Source organism: Fibrobacter sp. UBA7003, from assembly GCA_002449765.1.
In the GTDB taxonomy this organism is placed as follows: domain Bacteria; phylum Fibrobacterota; class Fibrobacteria; order Fibrobacterales; family Fibrobacteraceae; genus Fibrobacter.
Window position 1 is genome coordinate 49,777 of sequence record DJXN01000016.1, and the last position, 15,339, is coordinate 65,115.

The 15,339-nt window shown below is 55.4% G+C and carries 29 protein-coding genes and 1 pseudogene; all 30 read right to left on the reverse strand.

Features of this window, described 5'->3' with window-relative positions:
• Nucleotides 1–18 precede the first annotated feature (18 nt).
• The 30 genes and pseudogenes from B2952_RS13995 to rpsJ all read right to left on the reverse strand — a co-directional run bounded on the left by B2952_RS13995 (nt 19) and on the right by rpsJ (nt 15,267).
• Nucleotides 19–1,218: a GumC family protein gene (locus B2952_RS13995; protein WP_173366172.1), complete on the reverse strand. Its 1,200-nt coding sequence runs from the start codon at nt 1,216–1,218 to the stop codon at nt 19–21.
• 6 nt (nt 1,219–1,224) lie between these two features.
• Nucleotides 1,225–2,397 carry a polysaccharide biosynthesis/export family protein gene (locus B2952_RS14000; RefSeq protein WP_173382636.1) on the reverse strand — a complete coding sequence of 391 codons (1,173 nt, stop codon included), beginning with the start codon at nt 2,395–2,397 and terminating at the stop codon, nt 1,225–1,227.
• Nucleotides 2,398–2,590: 193 nt separating this feature from the next.
• Nucleotides 2,591–2,965 (reverse strand): annotated as a pseudogene (rplQ, locus tag B2952_RS14005) (50S ribosomal protein L17); the annotation flags it as partial.
• Between the two features lie 2 nt (nt 2,966–2,967).
• Nucleotides 2,968–3,942 carry a DNA-directed RNA polymerase subunit alpha gene (locus B2952_RS14010; protein WP_290722747.1) on the reverse strand — a complete coding sequence of 325 codons (975 nt, stop codon included), beginning with the start codon at nt 3,940–3,942 and terminating at the stop codon, nt 2,968–2,970.
• Nucleotides 3,943–3,960: 18 nt separating this feature from the next.
• Nucleotides 3,961–4,389 (reverse strand): 30S ribosomal protein S11, encoded by a 429-nt coding sequence (gene rpsK / locus B2952_RS14015; RefSeq protein WP_173304119.1) that lies wholly within the window; start codon nt 4,387–4,389, stop codon nt 3,961–3,963.
• A gap of 26 nt (nt 4,390–4,415) precedes the next feature.
• On the reverse strand, nt 4,416–4,784 hold the full coding sequence (gene rpsM, locus B2952_RS14020; protein ID WP_072807559.1) for a 30S ribosomal protein S13: 369 nt from the start codon (nt 4,782–4,784) through the stop codon (nt 4,416–4,418).
• Nucleotides 4,785–4,793: 9 nt separating this feature from the next.
• Nucleotides 4,794–4,910, reverse strand: coding sequence for a 50S ribosomal protein L36 (rpmJ, locus tag B2952_RS14025; protein ID WP_088639011.1), 117 nt, complete (start codon nt 4,908–4,910; stop codon nt 4,794–4,796).
• Nucleotides 4,911–4,935: 25 nt separating this feature from the next.
• Nucleotides 4,936–5,154 carry a translation initiation factor IF-1 gene (gene infA, locus B2952_RS14030; RefSeq protein WP_173382634.1) on the reverse strand — a complete coding sequence of 73 codons (219 nt, stop codon included), beginning with the start codon at nt 5,152–5,154 and terminating at the stop codon, nt 4,936–4,938.
• Nucleotides 5,154–6,518 carry a preprotein translocase subunit SecY gene (gene secY, locus B2952_RS14035; protein ID WP_173382633.1) on the reverse strand — a complete coding sequence of 455 codons (1,365 nt, stop codon included), beginning with the start codon at nt 6,516–6,518 and terminating at the stop codon, nt 5,154–5,156. Before secY ends, infA begins: the two co-directional genes overlap by 1 nt.
• Nucleotides 6,518–6,955, reverse strand: a complete 438-nt coding sequence (gene rplO / locus B2952_RS14040; protein ID WP_173382632.1) for a 50S ribosomal protein L15 — start codon at nt 6,953–6,955, stop codon at nt 6,518–6,520. Before rplO ends, secY begins: the two co-directional genes overlap by 1 nt.
• A 2-nt stretch (nt 6,956–6,957) precedes the next feature.
• Nucleotides 6,958–7,137 carry a 50S ribosomal protein L30 gene (rpmD, locus tag B2952_RS14045; protein ID WP_173382631.1) on the reverse strand — a complete coding sequence of 60 codons (180 nt, stop codon included), beginning with the start codon at nt 7,135–7,137 and terminating at the stop codon, nt 6,958–6,960.
• A gap of 13 nt (nt 7,138–7,150) precedes the next feature.
• On the reverse strand, nt 7,151–7,633 hold the full coding sequence (gene rpsE / locus B2952_RS14050; RefSeq protein ID WP_290722758.1) for a 30S ribosomal protein S5: 483 nt from the start codon (nt 7,631–7,633) through the stop codon (nt 7,151–7,153).
• An 11-nt stretch (nt 7,634–7,644) separates the two neighbouring features.
• The gene (gene rplR / locus B2952_RS14055) at nt 7,645–8,016 is read right to left on the reverse strand and encodes a 50S ribosomal protein L18 (RefSeq protein WP_290722760.1); all 372 of its coding nucleotides are present in this window, start codon (nt 8,014–8,016) and stop codon (nt 7,645–7,647) included.
• A gap of 9 nt (nt 8,017–8,025) precedes the next feature.
• On the reverse strand, nt 8,026–8,565 hold the full coding sequence (gene rplF / locus B2952_RS14060) for a 50S ribosomal protein L6 (protein ID WP_173382629.1): 540 nt from the start codon (nt 8,563–8,565) through the stop codon (nt 8,026–8,028).
• Between the two features lie 7 nt (nt 8,566–8,572).
• Nucleotides 8,573–8,968 (reverse strand): 30S ribosomal protein S8, encoded by a 396-nt coding sequence (rpsH, locus tag B2952_RS14065; protein WP_173382628.1) that lies wholly within the window; start codon nt 8,966–8,968, stop codon nt 8,573–8,575.
• Nucleotides 8,969–8,980: 12 nt separating this feature from the next.
• The gene (locus B2952_RS14070) at nt 8,981–9,166 is read right to left on the reverse strand and encodes a type Z 30S ribosomal protein S14 (protein WP_014546106.1); all 186 of its coding nucleotides are present in this window, start codon (nt 9,164–9,166) and stop codon (nt 8,981–8,983) included.
• 9 nt (nt 9,167–9,175) lie between these two features.
• Nucleotides 9,176–9,715 (reverse strand): 50S ribosomal protein L5, encoded by a 540-nt coding sequence (gene rplE, locus B2952_RS14075; RefSeq protein ID WP_290735856.1) that lies wholly within the window; start codon nt 9,713–9,715, stop codon nt 9,176–9,178.
• A gap of 2 nt (nt 9,716–9,717) precedes the next feature.
• A complete protein-coding gene (gene rplX, locus B2952_RS14080) occupies nt 9,718–10,017 on the reverse strand; it encodes a 50S ribosomal protein L24 (protein WP_290730388.1) in 300 nt (99 codons plus the stop codon).
• Nucleotides 10,017–10,385, reverse strand: a complete 369-nt coding sequence (rplN, locus tag B2952_RS14085; RefSeq protein ID WP_290722778.1) for a 50S ribosomal protein L14 — start codon at nt 10,383–10,385, stop codon at nt 10,017–10,019. The genes rplX and rplN overlap by 1 nt, the downstream gene beginning before the upstream one ends.
• Nucleotides 10,386–10,406: 21 nt before the next feature.
• Entirely contained in the window at nt 10,407–10,661 is a 255-nt protein-coding gene (rpsQ, locus tag B2952_RS14090; protein ID WP_173340348.1) for a 30S ribosomal protein S17, read from the reverse strand.
• Nucleotides 10,662–10,678: 17 nt separating this feature from the next.
• On the reverse strand, nt 10,679–10,870 hold the full coding sequence (rpmC, locus tag B2952_RS14095; RefSeq protein WP_290722783.1) for a 50S ribosomal protein L29: 192 nt from the start codon (nt 10,868–10,870) through the stop codon (nt 10,679–10,681).
• Nucleotides 10,870–11,283, reverse strand: coding sequence for a 50S ribosomal protein L16 (gene rplP / locus B2952_RS14100; RefSeq protein ID WP_290722785.1), 414 nt, complete (start codon nt 11,281–11,283; stop codon nt 10,870–10,872). Before rplP ends, rpmC begins: the two co-directional genes overlap by 1 nt.
• A gap of 1 nt (nt 11,284) precedes the next feature.
• Nucleotides 11,285–11,944 carry a 30S ribosomal protein S3 gene (gene rpsC / locus B2952_RS14105; RefSeq protein WP_290722787.1) on the reverse strand — a complete coding sequence of 220 codons (660 nt, stop codon included), beginning with the start codon at nt 11,942–11,944 and terminating at the stop codon, nt 11,285–11,287.
• 2 nt (nt 11,945–11,946) lie between these two features.
• Complete coding sequence (rplV, locus tag B2952_RS14110) at nt 11,947–12,297, reverse strand: 50S ribosomal protein L22 (RefSeq protein WP_290722789.1); 351 nt, start codon at nt 12,295–12,297, stop codon at nt 11,947–11,949.
• The gene (gene rpsS, locus B2952_RS14115; RefSeq protein WP_088638998.1) at nt 12,297–12,578 is read right to left on the reverse strand and encodes a 30S ribosomal protein S19; all 282 of its coding nucleotides are present in this window, start codon (nt 12,576–12,578) and stop codon (nt 12,297–12,299) included. Before rpsS ends, rplV begins: the two co-directional genes overlap by 1 nt.
• Before the next feature lie 3 nt (nt 12,579–12,581).
• Nucleotides 12,582–13,412, reverse strand: a complete 831-nt coding sequence (rplB, locus tag B2952_RS14120; RefSeq protein ID WP_290722792.1) for a 50S ribosomal protein L2 — start codon at nt 13,410–13,412, stop codon at nt 12,582–12,584.
• 2 nt (nt 13,413–13,414) lie between these two features.
• Entirely contained in the window at nt 13,415–13,717 is a 303-nt protein-coding gene (gene rplW / locus B2952_RS14125; RefSeq protein WP_290722793.1) for a 50S ribosomal protein L23, read from the reverse strand.
• Nucleotides 13,717–14,337: a 50S ribosomal protein L4 gene (gene rplD / locus B2952_RS14130; RefSeq protein ID WP_290722795.1), complete on the reverse strand. Its 621-nt coding sequence runs from the start codon at nt 14,335–14,337 to the stop codon at nt 13,717–13,719. The genes rplW and rplD overlap by 1 nt, the downstream gene beginning before the upstream one ends.
• Nucleotides 14,337–14,954 (reverse strand): 50S ribosomal protein L3, encoded by a 618-nt coding sequence (gene rplC / locus B2952_RS14135; RefSeq protein WP_290722797.1) that lies wholly within the window; start codon nt 14,952–14,954, stop codon nt 14,337–14,339. Before rplC ends, rplD begins: the two co-directional genes overlap by 1 nt.
• 4 nt (nt 14,955–14,958) lie before the next feature.
• Nucleotides 14,959–15,267 carry a 30S ribosomal protein S10 gene (gene rpsJ, locus B2952_RS14140; RefSeq protein WP_173798279.1) on the reverse strand — a complete coding sequence of 103 codons (309 nt, stop codon included), beginning with the start codon at nt 15,265–15,267 and terminating at the stop codon, nt 14,959–14,961.
• Nucleotides 15,268–15,339 lie beyond the last annotated feature (72 nt).

A 15,339-nucleotide genomic window follows, 5' to 3' on the forward strand; every position in this document is an offset into this window, starting at 1 on the left:
GATGGACCGCCTAGGATGCTACTTGCGCCAGAAGCAGATTCCATGCACGAAGTTGGCCCATTCCGCGGAAGTGCCCGTGTTCTTCTCCTTCTCGGAACGCATGAACTCCAGGAAATTGCACAGGAGCGTCGCCAGCAAAAAGGACATGAACGCCGTGAACATGAGGATAATGCCGCGCCTCGGGAACACTTTCTTGTCGTTTTCCCAGGGCGGTTCGAGCACATGCAGGTTCGTAAGCATCTTGGCCTCCTCGAGCCGCATCTGCTCGCTCTGCTGCCGCAACAGCTTATACATGGCTTCCTGCACACGGATTTCGTTTTCGCGGCGCATGTATTCGGCGCCAAGCTCGGAGGACTTCTGCAAGGCGACCATGCCCACCTTCTCGTGCTTGCCCTTCAGCGTCCCGTTCAGCGCCGCGTTAATTCCCTGGTAGCGCTTGGAAAGTTCCTCGTAACGCTTGCTCTTGCCACGGTCAGCCTTCTCGAAGGCCATCTCGATGGACACCTCCTCGCGCTTCGCCTGCAAGGCGCTCAGGTACTTGATCGTCGATTCCAGCTGCACCTCGGGATCATAGAAGTTGTTCTCGACCTGGAACTTCACGAATTCCTTCATCAGCGAATCGAGCGCATGTTCGCAAGAATCCAGCCTGCTCTGGAAATAAATCCTGGACTGCCGCGCCTGGGACGTCTTGAACACGTTGAACGCGGAATCCGCCTTCGTGAGGATAAACGAGACCATCTTCGCCGCGAGCCTGTAATCCTCGTCCTCGACCGAAATCGCGAACATGTCTTCCTTGTTCATCTCGATCCCGAAATTCTTCCGGAACTTTTTCAACAGGTCCGCATGGAACTTGCCGTCGAACTCGTAATGTTCCGCCAGGTTGAACTCGTCGATGACCTGGTTGTGCAGCTCCCACGAATTCAGGATAGTCCACACCGCGTTCGCGTCATCGTTGTTCGAAGACAGCCCCAGAATCGAGGAGACCCCGGACATGCCGCCGATCATGGAACTCAGTCCATCCAGCGAGCCCTGTGTCGACTTGGGCGGAGTCACGACCGCCTGCGCGACATACGTCGGCTTGATGACCCACATCACCAGGACAAAGGCCGTAAGCGTCGGCAAGAGCACAATAAAGGCGAACAGCTTGAAATGCTTCAAGTCGCCGTTCAGCAAACGAAGGCAAATCTCGACAAATCCTACCGAATCCTGTTTTTCCATACGAAGCTACTTGTAATTGACGTAAATGATGAATGCGGACGATACCACCGTGAGGAGCGAAGCGAGGAAAAGGGTAAAATCCTTGAAGGACTCGTAACGGCTCTTCGGCACCTCGATGTAGTCGCCGGGATTGATCGGATCCTCCGTGACGCTCAGGCTGAGCGCTTCCGGGGATTTCCCACGCCACACCTTGACCTGGTTCCAGGAACCCGAAATCGTATTCAGGCCCGCCGCAGCGATATAGTCGATGGCATGCCAGGAAGGATTGTAGTCCACCTTCCCGATATGGTTGAGCGCGCCGCCGACATAGACGGCCATCTCTTCTGCAGAAAACTCCACTTCCGTATTCGGCGAGACAACCGTGCTCTTCATTTCTTCAAGCGGAATCCAGCGCGGCGTCTTGCCCTGTTCCTTCACGCAGGCGGCCTTGTACCCGAAATTGTGCAGGCGTTCCCCGCCGGCAAGTTCAAAGTACTCCTGCAGGGTGCGGCCCTCCTTGTAGGTGACGCTCGTCCTGAATCCCGGAAAAACCATGACGACGTTCTCGCCCATCGGAACGAACGGGACATAGATCTGGTCTCCCTGAATCAGCATCACGTCCTTTGCAAAGTCACCCTTCACCGAGACGTCGTTGTAGTTCACGTGCAGGGTGTCGCCGTGGCGGATAATCATCACGTCCTCAAGATTCGCACGCGAAACGAAACCGCCCACCTGGCGGAGGAAATAGCTCAGGCGCGTCTGGGGCTCCAGGAGGTGCTGTCCGACATTCATCAGTGCACCCATCGCATTCACCTTGTATTTTTTCAGTGCGGCAAGCTGGACGAAGCATTCCTCGCGCTTGAAGCGCTTGGCTGCAAGATCCAGAATCAGTTCACGGGCCTCGGCAAAAGTCTTTCCGCCGACATTCACGGAACCGCATTCCTCTATGGCGACAGAACCGTCGGGATAAACCTGGACCGACAAGTAGGCATTTTCCAGCATCAGGTCCAAAAAATCACCGGGGCCAAGGATATAGCTGGAATCGACCGTAGCTTCCGCATAGGCCGGGGTCAACGCGACGGAACTGCGCGAAGACGGCCCGTGGTTCCCACCAATCGCCGAGCCGGAAAAAAGATCCATCTCACCTGCAGAAAACGCAAGCGAGATTGTCAGAAGTATAAGAGCAATAAGACGTTGCATGTTTCCATAAGATACAAAAATAGACACCACCAAAAAAGGAAAAATCAAAAAAAACGGGGCCGACAAACGTCGGGCCCCGTTTTTCTCACAGCAAAGACTAGTTGGCAGACTTGCTCTCGCCTTCGACCATGCTCACGGCATCGGACTTGGCAGGTTCGGCAGCCTTCTTGGCCTTGGCAACGATCTCGTCTTCGACGAGGCCGATGAGGGCCATTTCGGCAGCGTCACCAGCGCGGTTCGGGCCGAGCTTGATGATGCGAGTGTAGCCACCGTTGCGGCCAGCGTAGCGCGGTCCGATGGTAGCGAACAGGTCCTGGAGAACCTTCGGGCTCGTGACGAAGCGTGCAGCTTCGCGACGTGCAGAAAGGTCACCCTTCTTTGCGTAGGTAATCATGCGGTCCACGTTGGAGCGGACAATCTTCGCCTTGTGAAGCGTCGTGCGCACGTAGCGGGCGGACTGCTCCGCTTCCATACCCTTCTCGATGATGGAGGTGGTAAGGGCGCGGAGGATGGCACGCTTGTGTTGGGCGTTAACACCCAGTTTCTTGTTTTTTACACCGTGTCTCATTGTTAATCCTTCAAGTAGTCATCGACGTCCATGCCAAAGGAAAGGCCCATGGAGGTCAACACCTCGTTAAGTTCCACCAAGGACTTCCGACCGAAGTTCTTGTATTTGAGCATATCGTTTTCCTTGTTGCGCACAAGTTCGCCAACGGTATGGATATTCGCCATACGGAGGCAGTTGCTGGAACGAACAGAGAGTTCGAGTTCGTCCACGCGAGTGCGCAGGAGGGTGGCAATACGCTGACGTTCTTCGTCCATCTCCAGCTCTTCGGGGCTCTCGAGGTCGCCTTCGAAGTTGATGAAGATTTCCAGGTGATCGACGAGGAGCTTCGCAGCGTAGGCGAGAGCGTCTTCGGGATCGATGGAACCGTCAGTCGTGATTTCCAGCTCCAGACGGTTGTAGTCCGTCTTCTGGCCAACGCGGGTATCGCTGATGTGCATAGCCACCTGCTGCACCGGGTTGAAGTTCGCGTCCGTGGCGATAACGCCGATCGGAGCGTCCTTGTCCTTCAATTCGTCGGCACGGACGAATCCGCGGCCACAGGAGACCTTCACGTCCATGGAAAGCGATGCGTTCCCGTTCAGGGTCGCGATATGGACGTCCGGGGTCAGGATGACCACGTTCGGATTGTCCATGAAATCCTTGGCCGTGACTTCGCCATCACCGGACATATCCAGGTGCAAAGTTTCGTCATGGTCGGAAAGGAGCTTCACGCGGATGCTCTTCAGGTTCAGGATGATGTCGGTGACATCTTCCTTCACACCCGGGACCGTAGACATTTCCTTTTCAACGCCTTCGATTTTCACGGAGACGATAGCCGCACCCTGCAGGGAGGAAAGGAGCACACGGCGGAGCGCATTGCCAAGCGTGATGCCCCAGCCTCTTTCCAAGGCCTCGACAACGAACTTAGCTTTACGACCGTCTTCGCTAGTTTCCACTTTCTGGAAGCTACGCGGCATCTGAAGTGATTTCCACATCATTGGCGATACCTCTTTGGATTAGACTCTTCTCTTCTTTTTAGGACGGCAACCGTTGTGCGGAATGCCCGTCACGTCTCGAATGGAGAGAACTTCGAGGCCCGCATTCTTGAGAGCGCGGACGGCGGACTCACGGCCACCACCGGCACCCTTCACGCGGACGTCCACCTTGCGCATGCCGAGGTCGAAAGCCTTGTGGGCGGCAGTTTCGGCAGCGAGCTGAGCGGCGAACGGAGTGCTCTTGCGGGAACCCTTGAAACCGGAGTTACCGGGGGAGCCCCAAGCCACGACGTTACCGCGGGCATCGGTGATAGAGACGATTGTGTTGTTGAAGGTAGCGTTGACGCAGGCGATACCCTGGATGTCGATACGCTTCTTGCCCTTCTTGACCTTAACTTCTTCAGTAGCGGCTGCGGCCGGAGCTTCGGCAGCGGCAGCGGTTTCCTTGATTTCTTCTTCAGCCACGACGAATCTCCTTACTTCTTCTTGTTAGCCACAGTCTTCTTGGGGCCCTTGCGGGTACGGGCGTTGGTACGGGAACGCTGACCGCGGACCGGCAGGCCCTTGCGGTGGCGGATACCACGGTAGCAACCGATATCCAAGAGACGCTTGATGTTCAGGGTAACTTCCGCGCGGAGCTGACCTTCCACGGAATATTCGTCTTCGAGGAGATGACGAATCTTACCTTGTTCTTCTTCGGTGAGGTCATCGCACTTCTTGTTCTTGTCGATGCCCAGCTGAGCACAGACCTTGTTTGCGGTGAACAGACCGACACCATAGATTGCCGTGAGACCGTACTCGACAGTCTTGTTCTTCGGCAAATCGACACCAGCTATACGTGCCATACGATCTCCTTATCCCTGCTTCTGCTTGTGACGGGGGTTCTTCGAACAGATGATACGCAATACACCCTTGCGACGGATGATCTTGCAGTTTTCACACCTGGGTTTGATGGAGGCTTTGAGTTTCATAGGTTAGACCTTCTTTTGATACCTATTACTTGTAACGGTAAGTGATTCTCCCACGATTGAGGTCGTAGGGAGAAATTTCTACCAACACTTTGTCGTCCGGCAAAATTCGGATGAAATGCCGACGCATCTTTCCTGAAACGTGAGCGAGAATCTCGTGGTCATTTCCAAGTTTCACACGGAAGAACGCGTTGGGAAGAGCTTCCAACACAACACCTTCTACCTGTATTCCTTCTTCTTTAGCCACTAGGACGCCATCCTGCCGCGAATGCGGCCATGTTTCAAGAAACCTTCATAATTCTTGGTATGCAGTTGGGCTTCGAGTTGACGAAGCGTGTCCAACGCCACACCGACCACGATGAGTACCGAGGTGCCCCCAATATAGAAACTCATATTGAGCGCGTCTTTCAGGTGAAGCGGTCCGACGCTGATTAGAGCGAGGAACAGCGAGCCCGGAAGAGAAATTCGGGTCAACACATGGTCAATGTACTCTGCCGTCTGCTTACCGGGACGCACACCAGGGATAAACCCACCAGACCTCTTCAGGTTTTCGGCAATGTCGTTAGGGTTGTACTGGATTGCCGTGTAGAAGTAGGTGAAGAATATGATGAGGAGAGCGTCAATCACACTGTAAGAAATGTGACCCGGGATGAACATGGCAGCAAAGGACTGCATCGCGGAGACGTTCGGGAACCACGACGCGATCATGGCCGGAATGAACATGATGCACGAAGCGAAGATAACGGGGATCACGCCAGCGGTGTTCACCTTGAAGGGCAAATAGCTGGACTGACCGCCCATGACCTTGTTTCCGACAGTCCTGCGAGGACTTTGGAGTGGAATGCGACGGTTCGCCTGCTCGACGAAAACGATAAAGCCGATAATCACGACCACGATCGCCAGGATGAAAATCTCGATGGCGAGCGGCTGGATCTCTTCTCTAAACATTTCCAGTTCGGCAAAGAAAGCCCGCGGAAGGCCTCCGACGATACCGGCGAAAATGATAAGCGAAATACCGTTGCCCACACCGTGCGAAGTAATCTGTTCGCCCAGGTACATCACGAGCACCGTACCTGCGGTGAAGGTCAGGGTAGCAAGTAAACGGAAGCCGATGTTCCCCGCACCGGTAGCGAAGTCGTCCGCGAGGACGGAAATGCCTGTACCGGCAGCGGCGGAACCCACTTTAAGGGAGGAAAGCCATACGGAAATGCCCCATCCCTGCAAAGCGGCAAGAACCACCGTAAAGTAACGGGTGTACTGGTTCAGCTTGGCGCGCCCTTCCTGGCCTTCCTTCTGTAGCATCTGGATGGCCGGGATAACAGAGCCCATCAACTGGATGATGATGGATGCGCTGATGTAGGGCATGATACCCAGGGCGAAAATCGTCGCTTTCGCAAACGCACCGCCCGTGAAGGAGTCGTACATGCCGAACAAGTTGTTCGAGTTCTTGAAGTACTCCGCGAGGACCGCGGCGTTTACTCCGGGGATAGTGATGTGCGCACCGATGCGGTAGACGATGAGGATGCCGAGCGTGAAGAGCAACTTCTTGCGCAGGTCCTCAATCTTGAACGCATTGATGAACGCATCTATGGCTTTCTTGAGAGCTTCCATTAGACGATCTCGACTTTGCCGCCAGCAGCTTCGATGAGGGCCTTGGCCTTCTCGCTGATGGCGTTAACCTTTACGTTGATAGCCTTGTCGATAGCACCGAACGCGAGAACCTTGACCGGCTTCTCGATGTTGCGGATGAATCCGAGGTCGAAGAGGACCTTGGCGTCGAATTCGGTAGCGGAGACCGCTGCGAGACGCTTCAGGTTCACGATCTGGAATTCGATACCGGCGTGCTTGAAGCCACGCTTCGGGATGCGACGGTGGATCGGCATCTGGCCGCCTTCGAAAGCGACACGGCCGGCCTTGGCACTCTTACGAGCGCCGGCACCCTTCTGGCCACGACCAGCGGTGGTGCCCCAACCGGAACCCGGGCCACGGCCAATGCGCTTGCGCTTGACGACCTTGGCTTTGCCAGGATTGAGAGTATTGAGTTCCATTATTAGATCTCCTCGACCTTCACCATGTCACGCACGGCATTGATCATGCCCTGGATGCTGGGGGTCAAAACGTGTTCAACAGATTGTCCGATCTTGCGGAGACCGAGGGCCTTCACGTTGGCGCGATGCACCGGAAGGCGACGGACGGTACCCTTGATCAAAGTAATACGAACTTTCTTCATGGTGTATTACTCCTTAGGCTTCAAAACCGCGCAGCTTGGCGCAGTCCTGCTTGTTCATCTGGGACATCAGGCCTTCGAGGCAAGCGCTGACAACAGTGCTCGGGTTGGAAGAACCGTGAATCTTGGTGAGGATGTTGCGCACACCGGCGAGTTCGAGAACGGCACGGGCAGCAGCACCGGCGATAACGCCAGTACCCGGAGCAGCCGGCATCAGGAGGATGCGGGTGGAGCCGTTCTTGACTTCGATGTCGTGCGGGATGGTGCCGTCGAGCAGCTGGACTTCGACAATGTTCCTGTGGGCAGCTTCAGTGCCCTTGCGGATGGCTTCGGAAACTTCCTTGGCCTTGCCGAGACCCACGCCCACCTTGCCGTTCTTGTTGCCAACGACAACGAGAGCGGAGAAAGACATACGGCGACCGCCCTTGACGGTCTTAGCGCAACGGTTGATGTGTACAACCTTGTCTTCAAATTCAGAAACTTGAGCTTCGCGTTCCAAAGTGTACCTCACTAGAATTTGAGTCCGCCTTCACGAGCTCCCTCAGCGAGAGCCTGAACGCGACCGTGATAGATGTAACCGCCGCGGTCGAAGACCACGGATTCAATGCCCTTGGACTTAGCGACTTCAGCGACCTGGAGACCGAGCTGCTTAGCCTGCTCCGACTTCGTCATGCTGCCGAACTTGCTCTGGAATTCCTTCGCAGTCGTTGCAACCTGCACGAGAGACTTGTTGTTCGCGTCATCGATAATCTGGGCGACCATGTGAGACAAGGAACGGCGAACGGCCAAACGAGGGCACTCTGCAGTTCCGACAACAGACTTGCGCACACGTTCGTGGCGTGCGATTCTGGACTGGATTCTTTTTTTAGCGATTGCAGTCATAGTTTACCCTTATTTACCTGTCTTCTTACCCTGCTTGCGGCGGATGATTTCGCCTTCGTACTTGATGCCCTTGCCCTTGTACGGTTCAGGCTTACGGTACTTGCGGATTTCAGCTGCAGCCTGGCCGACCTTCTGCTTGTCGATGCCGGAGATGGAAATCTTCAGCGGGTCGACAGCCTTGAGTTCGACGCCTTCCGGAGCCTTGAAAATGACCGGGTGCGAGAAACCGAGCACGAGGTTCAGGTCCTTGCCCTTCTGTTCCACACGGTAACCAACGCCCACGATTTCGAGGGTCTTCTGGAAGCCCTTCGTGACGCCTTCGACCATGTTGTTGACGAGAGCGCGGGTGGTGCCATGGATAGCGCGGGTGAACTTCTGATCATCAGGACGGGAGAACGAAAGCTGGTTGCCTTCGAGCTTGATGGAAATGAGTTCGTGGACGTTCGTCTCGAGCTTGCCCTTCGGGCCTTCCACCTTGATGTTCTGACCATTGACGGCGACTTTCACGCCAGCCGGGATATTGATAATAGCTTTTCCGATACGGGACATCGTTACCTCACCAGACCTTCGCGACGACTTCGCCACCCACCTTCTGTTCGCGGGCTTCGTGGTCGGTCATCACGCCTTTAGATGTGGAGATGATAGCAAAGCCGAGGCCATTGCGGACGCGCGGAAGCTTGGCCACGTCAACGTAGTGACGGAGACCAGGCGACGAAATGCGCTGGATGCCTTGGATTGCGGGAACGCCGTTGGTGTAGCGGAGCAGGATCTTGAGCATGCCCTGCTTGCCGTCTTCAACGACGACGAACTTCTTGATGAAACCTTTTTCCTGCAGAACGCGAGCGATTTCACGCTTCAGGTTGCTGGCAGGGATGTCCACCACGGGGAGCTTTGCCTTGCAGGCATTGCGCACGCGGGTGAGCATATCGGCGATAGGATCTGTCATTGCCATTTTATACTCTCCTTACCAGGACGACTTTGTGATACCGGGGATTTCGCCGGCGAGTGCCATTTCGCGGAAGCAAATACGGCAAAGGCCAAAGCGGCGCATAAAGGCGTGCGGCCTACCGCAACGCTTGCAACGGTTATACCCGCGAACGGTATACTTCGGGGTACGCTTGCATTTTTCAATCATTCTTCTGCTTGCCATGGTATTACCTTACTTCCTGAAGGGGAGTCCAAGTTCTTCGAGAAGGGCACGGCCTTCGTCGTCCGTCTTGGCGGAGGTGACGAAAGAGATGTCCATACCGAAAGTACGGGAAACCTTATCGATATCGATTTCGACGAAGATCGTCTGTTCCTTGATACCGAGGGTGAAGTTGCCCATTCCATCGAAACCACGACGGGCGAGGCCACGGAAGTCGCGGACGCGCGGGAGGTCGATGTTGATGAAACGGAAGAGGAAGTCCCACATGTTGTCGCCATGGAGGGTGACCTTGGCGCCGATTCCCAGACCTTCGCGGAGGTGGAAGTTGGCGATAGCCTTCTTGGCGGTGGTGACGACGGCCTTCTGACCGGTAATGGCAGTGAGAGTGTCGGCAGCTTCGTCCAGAATCTTACGGTTCTGGGCAGCGGCGCCCACGCCCATGTTCACCACGATCTTTTCGAGACGCGGGATTTCCATTACGTTCTTGTAGGCAAACTTTGCTTGCAAGGCCGGAACGACTTTTTCGAGATAGAATTGCTTCATCTGGTTCATGGTTACACAGCCTTTCCAGTCTTGACACTGGTACGAACGCCCTTCTTACCCTTCTCGCGGACGATGCGGGTACGGACAGGCGTGTTGCCTTCGAGGAGCATCACGTTGGAAATGGCGATAGGCATTTCCTTCTCGATGATGCCGCCAGTTTGATTGGTCTGGGACGGCTTCTCGTGACGCTTGCAGACGTTGACGCCCGAAACGGTCACCTTGCCATCCTTGACACTGATCACGGTGCCGGTCTTGCCCTTGTGGGCGCCGGAAATCACCTTGACGTTATCATTCTTCTTGATGTTAGCCATTAGAGAACCTCAGGTGCGAGGGAGATGATCTTCATGTAATTTTTTTCGCGGAGCTCACGAGCCACCGGTCCAAAAATACGGGTTCCGCGCGGTTCACCATCCTTGGTGATGAGAACCACAGCGTTGTCCGAGAAACGAATGAACGTTCCGTCCGGACGAGCGATTTCTTTGCGTGTGCGCACGACGACGGCGTCGGCCACGGAACCCTTCTTCACCTTGCTCTGGGGGATAGCGTCTTTAACGGCTACCTTGATGACATCACCGATGCTAGCATAGCGACGGTTGGTGCCACCCAAAACACGGATGCAGGCGACTTCCTTGGCTCCACTGTTGTCAGCCACGACGAGTCTGGTTTCTTCTTGAATCATAATTCGCCTTACTCCAGAATTTTACTTCTTCTTTTCCACGATACGGACGAGGCGCCAGCGCTTCGTCGCGGACAGCGGACGGGTTTCCATGATTTCCACCAGGTCGCCCTCACCCGCTTCGTTGTTTTCGTCGTGGGCCTTGAGCTTCTTGGTGGTGGTCATGATCTTGTTGTACATCGGGTGACGCTTGCGGTTTTCGACCACAACCGTGATAGTCTTGTCCATCTTGTCAGATGAAACAACACCCTGCTTGACTTTACGAAGGTTTCTATCCATTTCCTGCTCCTGCCGGCTTATGCCTTGGCCTTTTCGCTGAGGATGGTCTTGATACGGGCGATGTCCTTGCGGGTCGCACGGATCACAGAGGGTTTTTCCAAATTACCGAGCTTCGCAGTCATGCGGTAATTGAACAAATCGAGATTCAACTGAGCCAGTTTTTCCTTGAGCTGGTCAACGCCCAGTTCCTTCAATTCACGTGCTTTCATTAGATCTCCGATTCTTCGATGATTTTGCATTTGAGGGGGAGCTTCTGCGAGGCGACATGGAGGGCTTCCATGGCGAGTTCGCGTTCGACACCGCCCATTTCGAAAATGATACGGCCCGGGAGGATCACGGCGACCCAGAATTCCACGGCGCCCTTACCCTTACCCATACGGGCTTCGGCAGGGTGACGGGTGATGGGCTTGTCGGGGAACACGCGGATCCACACGCGACCGCCGCGCTTGATCTTACGGGTCATGGCGATACGAGCCGCTTCGATCTGGCGAGCCGTCAGCCAGCACTTTTCAAGAGCCTGAATGCCGAATTCGCCGAAGGCCATGGTATTGCCGCGGGAAGCGACACCCTTCATGCGGCCTTTCATCTGCTTACGATGTAATGTTCTTTTAGGACTCAGCATATTACTTCTCTCTCTTGTTGTCGTTCATGACATCCTTGCCGATCTTTTCGCCGTGCATGATCCACACCTTGATACCGATGGCACCATAGACGGTCTTAGCAATGGAAGTCGCGTAGTCGATGTCGGCACGGAGAGTGTGCAGAGGCACGCGGCCTTCGGCATACTTCTCGACGCGGGCGATTTCGGCACCGCCGAGGCGGCCACCGCACTGCACCTTGATGCCTTCCACACCCATGCGCATGGCGCTCTGGATGGCGCGCTTCATGGCGCGGCGGAAGGAAATACGCTTTTCGAGCTGACGGGCGATGTTTTCGGCGACGAGCTTAGCATCCGTTTCCGGGCGCTTGATCTCGTGGACGCTGATAAAGATTTCCTTACCGGTGAGGAACTGGAGTTCGCCCTTGACGCGTTCCAGCTCTTCGCCCTTCTTACCGATGACGATACCCGGGCGGGCGGTAAAGAGGTTCACGTTCACCTTCTTGACGGTGCGTTCGATGCCGACCTTGGAGAGGGAGGCATGTTCGAAACGCTTCATCAGGTAGCGACGGAGCACGATGTCTTCATAGAGAAGATCGGCAAAGTTGTCTTCGGCATACCACTTGGATTCCCAACCGCGGATAACGCCAAGACGAAGACCATTGGGATGAGTTTTGTGACCCATTGTTATTTCTCCTTGTCTGCGACGACGACGGTGATGTGGGAGAGCGGCTTCTCGATGCGGAAGGCGCGACCCTGGGAACGCGGGTGGATACGCTTCATGATGGTGCCACCATCGGCAGTGATAGTCTTGACCACGAGTTCCTCGGCGGAAACCGGGGCGGCAGACTTCTGCTTGAAGTTGGCGACAGCGGACTTGAGGGCGTTCTCGACGAGCGGGGCACCCTTGGTCTGCGTGTGCAGGATGGAGAGCATCGCGAAGGCTTCGTCGACGGACTTGCCACGGACGAGGTCGACAACGCGACGGAGCTTGCGAACGCCGTAGCGGACGTTTTTCACTTTAGCAACAGCTTGCATTATTTCTTGCCTCCAGCAGTTTCGGTCTTGCGATGGCCACGGAACGTACGAGTCATAGCGAATTCGCCGAGCTTATGGCCAACCATGTTTTCGGAGACATAGACCGGCAGGAACTGCTTGCCGTTGTACACGGAGAACGTAAGTCCGACCATGTCCGGAACGATTGTGGAACGACGGGACCAGGTCTTGATCGGCTGCTTCTTGTCGGAGCCAGCCATAGCCTGGGCTTTGCTGAGAACGTGGGAATCCACGAACGCACCTTTCTTAAGGGATCTCGACATGAATTAGGCCCTCTTCTGACGACGGCGCACGATGTACTTATCGGTACGCTTATTGTTACGAGTTTTGGCACCCTTGGAGTTCTTGCCCCAGGGAGAGCACGGATGACGACCACCAGAGGTACGTCCTTCACCACCACCGAGCGGGTGGTCGACCGGGTTCATCACGACACCGCGGACGGAGGGACGCTTGCCGAGCCAGCGGGAACGACCGGCAGAGCCCGAGGATTCATTCATGTGGTCGATGTTGGAAACCTGGCCCACGACAGCGAGGCAGTCTTCGGAGATGAAGCGAACTTCACCGCTCGGAAGCTTGACCTGGCAGAGCTTGCCATCCTTAGCAACGAGTTCGGCAGCGGCACCGGCGGAGCGGACCAGCTGTGCACCCTTGCCGGGCTTGAGCTCAATGTTATGGATCATGGTGTTCAGCGGAATATCGCGGATCGGGAGAGCGTTACCGATGCGGAACTCGGCACCTTCGCCGGAGTTCAGCACGTCGCCGACCTTGATGTCGGCCGGGGCGACGATGTAGCAGCGCTTGCCGTTCTGGTACTTGACCAGGGCGATACGTGCGGAACGGTTCGGATCGTACTCGATCGTCTCGACAGTGCAGGGGATACCCGCAAACTTGCGCTTGAAGTCGATGATACGGTACAGCTTCTTGTGACCACCACCGCGACGGCGGGAAGTGATTTCACCGACGTTGTTACGGCCGGAGCTGCTCTTGATGCCCTCAGTGAGGGGCTTGTACGGCTTTTCCGCAGTGATTTCCTTGCGGTCACCAATCTGCTTGTAACGCAGAGTCGGGGTAAGCGGGCGATAAGATTTCAGACCCATGATTATACTCCTTCGAACTCGGCAATCTTTTGCCCGGCCTTCAGTGTGATGTAGGCCTTCTTCCAGTTGGGTTTCTTGCCAGCAGCCATGCGCCTGCGAACAATCTTGCCGCGGTTGATCAACGTGTTGACCGAAGCGACCTTCACATCAAAACGCTTTTCGATAGCGGCCTTGATGTCGTCCTTGCTAGCGTCCAAGGCAACCTTGAAAACATACTTGTGCACATCGTTACGCGGATTCACCATGTTCTTCATGGTTTCTTCGGTCACGTGCGGAGCAATGAGGATTTCGTGAATTTCCTTCATTAGCGGCCTCCTTCAAGTTCCGCGAGAGCGGCCTGAGAGATGACAACGTTGTTTGCACGGACGATGTCGTAGGTGTTGACATCTTCGACGCGGGCGCAACGGCACCAAGGAATGTTGTTAGAGGAGAGGTAAAGGTTCTGATCCTTCACGCTCACGACAAAGAGAACGTTGCGCTGTTCGATACCGGACTTGGTAAGAACGGCGAGCAGGTCCTTGGTCTTCGGGGCATCGAAGCTGAGGGCTTCGAACACCTGGACCTTTCCTTCCTTGGCCTTGTCGGCGAGGGCGGAACGGAACGCGATCTTCTTGACCTTCTTGTTCACCTTTTCGAAGTAGTCGTGGGACTTCGGACCGTGGGCCTTGGCACCACGCACCCACACGGCGGAGGTGTTCTGACCGGCACGGGCGCGACCAGTACCCTTCTGCTTCCACGGCTTCTGGCCACCGCCGCTAACTTCACCCTTGGTCTTGGTCTTGGCGGTGCCCTGGCGGTTGTTGTTCAGGATAGCCTTGATGTGAAGGTACATGCAGACCTTGTTGACTTCCTGGTCGAACATAGCCGGGAGCTGGATATCATTCTTAAAATCGCCTGTTGCGGCGAAAAGCTTTGCACTAGCCATTAGTCTTTCCTCACCACGATAATGCTGTTCTTCGGGCCCGGGACAGCGCCGCGGACGAAGATCAGGTTGCGGTCGCCATCAACTTTGACGACCTGGAGGTGCTTGACGGTCACTTTCTTGTTGCCGTATTGACCAGGCATACGCTTGCCCGGGAACACGCGGCCCGGATAGGAGTGAGCGGAGGTACCGCCCGGTTCACGCATGTTGTGCGTGCCATGGGAGCGGGGACCGCTGTGGAAACCGTGGCGCTTGATGGCACCAGAGAAACCGTGACCCTTGGAAATGCCGGAAACGTTCACCATCTTTGCATCGGCGAAGTCAGCGGCACCGAATTCCTTGCCAACCGGCCAGGATTCGAGATCAGCTACGTCAAATTCGGCGAGGTGTTCACGAACAGCAACGTCAGCCTTCTTGAAGTGGCCGATTTCAGCCTTGTTGGCACGCTGTTCCTTCTTGAGACCAAAGCCGATCTGGACGGCAGTGTAACCGTCCTTTTCTTCTGTCTTGTGGCAAACGACCACGCACGGACCGGCTTCGAGAACCGTTACAGGGACGCATTCGCCCTGTTCCGTGAACACTTGGGTCATTCCCAACTTCTTTGCGAGAATACCGTTCATTGTATTAGACCTTAATTTCGACTTCGACACCAGCCGGCAAGTCAAGTTTCATGAGGGAATCAACAGTTTGCGGCGTAGCATCGAGGATGTCGATCAGACGCTTGTGCGTACGGGATTCAAACTGTTCACGAGAAGTCTTGTCGATATGCGGAGAGCGGAGCACCGTATACTTCTGGACTTTCGTCGGGAGGGGGATGGGTCCCGCAATGCGGGCACCCGTTTGCTTAGCTGTATTCACGATGTCTTGAGCGGAGCGGTCGATCATACGATGGTCGAAGCTCTTCAAGCGAATACGGATGCGTTCACCAGCCATGATTATTCCTTACTTGATGATTTCGGTGACGGAGCCAGCACCAACAGTACGGCCACCTTCGCGGATAGCGAA

Bases quoted from the DNA above. Each gene is read 5' to 3' on its own strand.
- rpsS (WP_088638998.1), bottom strand. From the start codon at position 12,578: ATGTCGAGATCCCTTAAGAAAGGTGCGTTCGTGGATTCCCACGTTCTC.
- rpsC (WP_290722787.1), bottom strand. From the start codon at position 11,944: ATGGGTCACAAAACTCATCCCAATGGTCTTCGTCTTGGCGTTATCCGC.
- rpmD (WP_173382631.1), bottom strand. From the start codon at position 7,137: ATGAAGAAAGTTCGTATTACTTTGATCAAGGGTACCGTCCGTCGCCTT.
- rplF (WP_173382629.1), bottom strand. From the start codon at position 8,565: ATGTCCCGTATCGGAAAAGCTATTATCAATATCCCGGCTGGCGTGAAA.
- rplV (WP_290722789.1), bottom strand. From the start codon at position 12,297: ATGCAAGCTGTTGCTAAAGTGAAAAACGTCCGCTACGGCGTTCGCAAG.
- rpmJ (WP_088639011.1), bottom strand. From the start codon at position 4,910: ATGAAACTCAAAGCCTCCATCAAACCCAGGTGTGAAAACTGCAAGATC.
- rplE (WP_290735856.1), bottom strand. From the start codon at position 9,715: ATGAACCAGATGAAGCAATTCTATCTCGAAAAAGTCGTTCCGGCCTTG.
- B2952_RS14010 (WP_290722747.1), bottom strand. From the start codon at position 3,942: ATGATGTGGAAATCACTTCAGATGCCGCGTAGCTTCCAGAAAGTGGAA.
- rpsM (WP_072807559.1), bottom strand. From the start codon at position 4,784: ATGGCACGTATAGCTGGTGTCGATTTGCCGAAGAACAAGACTGTCGAG.
- rpsQ (WP_173340348.1), bottom strand. From the start codon at position 10,661: ATGGATAGAAACCTTCGTAAAGTCAAGCAGGGTGTTGTTTCATCTGAC.
- rplW (WP_290722793.1), bottom strand. From the start codon at position 13,717: ATGAAGGAAATTCACGAAATCCTCATTGCTCCGCACGTGACCGAAGAA.
- rpmC (WP_290722783.1), bottom strand. From the start codon at position 10,870: ATGAAAGCACGTGAATTGAAGGAACTGGGCGTTGACCAGCTCAAGGAA.
- rplC (WP_290722797.1), bottom strand. From the start codon at position 14,954: ATGAACGGTATTCTCGCAAAGAAGTTGGGAATGACCCAAGTGTTCACG.
- B2952_RS14000 (WP_173382636.1), bottom strand. From the start codon at position 2,397: ATGCAACGTCTTATTGCTCTTATACTTCTGACAATCTCGCTTGCGTTT.
- rplX (WP_290730388.1), bottom strand. From the start codon at position 10,017: ATGGCTAACATCAAGAAGAATGATAACGTCAAGGTGATTTCCGGCGCC.
- secY (WP_173382633.1), bottom strand. From the start codon at position 6,518: ATGGAAGCTCTCAAGAAAGCCATAGATGCGTTCATCAATGCGTTCAAG.
- rplB (WP_290722792.1), bottom strand. From the start codon at position 13,412: ATGGGTCTGAAATCTTATCGCCCGCTTACCCCGACTCTGCGTTACAAG.
- rplD (WP_290722795.1), bottom strand. From the start codon at position 14,337: ATGGCTAGTGCAAAGCTTTTCGCCGCAACAGGCGATTTTAAGAATGAT.
- B2952_RS14070 (WP_014546106.1), bottom strand. From the start codon at position 9,166: ATGGCAAGCAGAAGAATGATTGAAAAATGCAAGCGTACCCCGAAGTAT.
- B2952_RS13995 (WP_173366172.1), bottom strand. From the start codon at position 1,218: ATGGAAAAACAGGATTCGGTAGGATTTGTCGAGATTTGCCTTCGTTTG.
- rplO (WP_173382632.1), bottom strand. From the start codon at position 6,955: ATGGAACTCAATACTCTCAATCCTGGCAAAGCCAAGGTCGTCAAGCGC.
- rplN (WP_290722778.1), bottom strand. From the start codon at position 10,385: ATGATTCAAGAAGAAACCAGACTCGTCGTGGCTGACAACAGTGGAGCC.
- rplR (WP_290722760.1), bottom strand. From the start codon at position 8,016: ATGACTGCAATCGCTAAAAAAAGAATCCAGTCCAGAATCGCACGCCAC.
- rplP (WP_290722785.1), bottom strand. From the start codon at position 11,283: ATGCTGAGTCCTAAAAGAACATTACATCGTAAGCAGATGAAAGGCCGC.
- rpsJ (WP_173798279.1), bottom strand. From the start codon at position 15,267: ATGGCTGGTGAACGCATCCGTATTCGCTTGAAGAGCTTCGACCATCGT.
- rpsH (WP_173382628.1), bottom strand. From the start codon at position 8,968: ATGGCAATGACAGATCCTATCGCCGATATGCTCACCCGCGTGCGCAAT.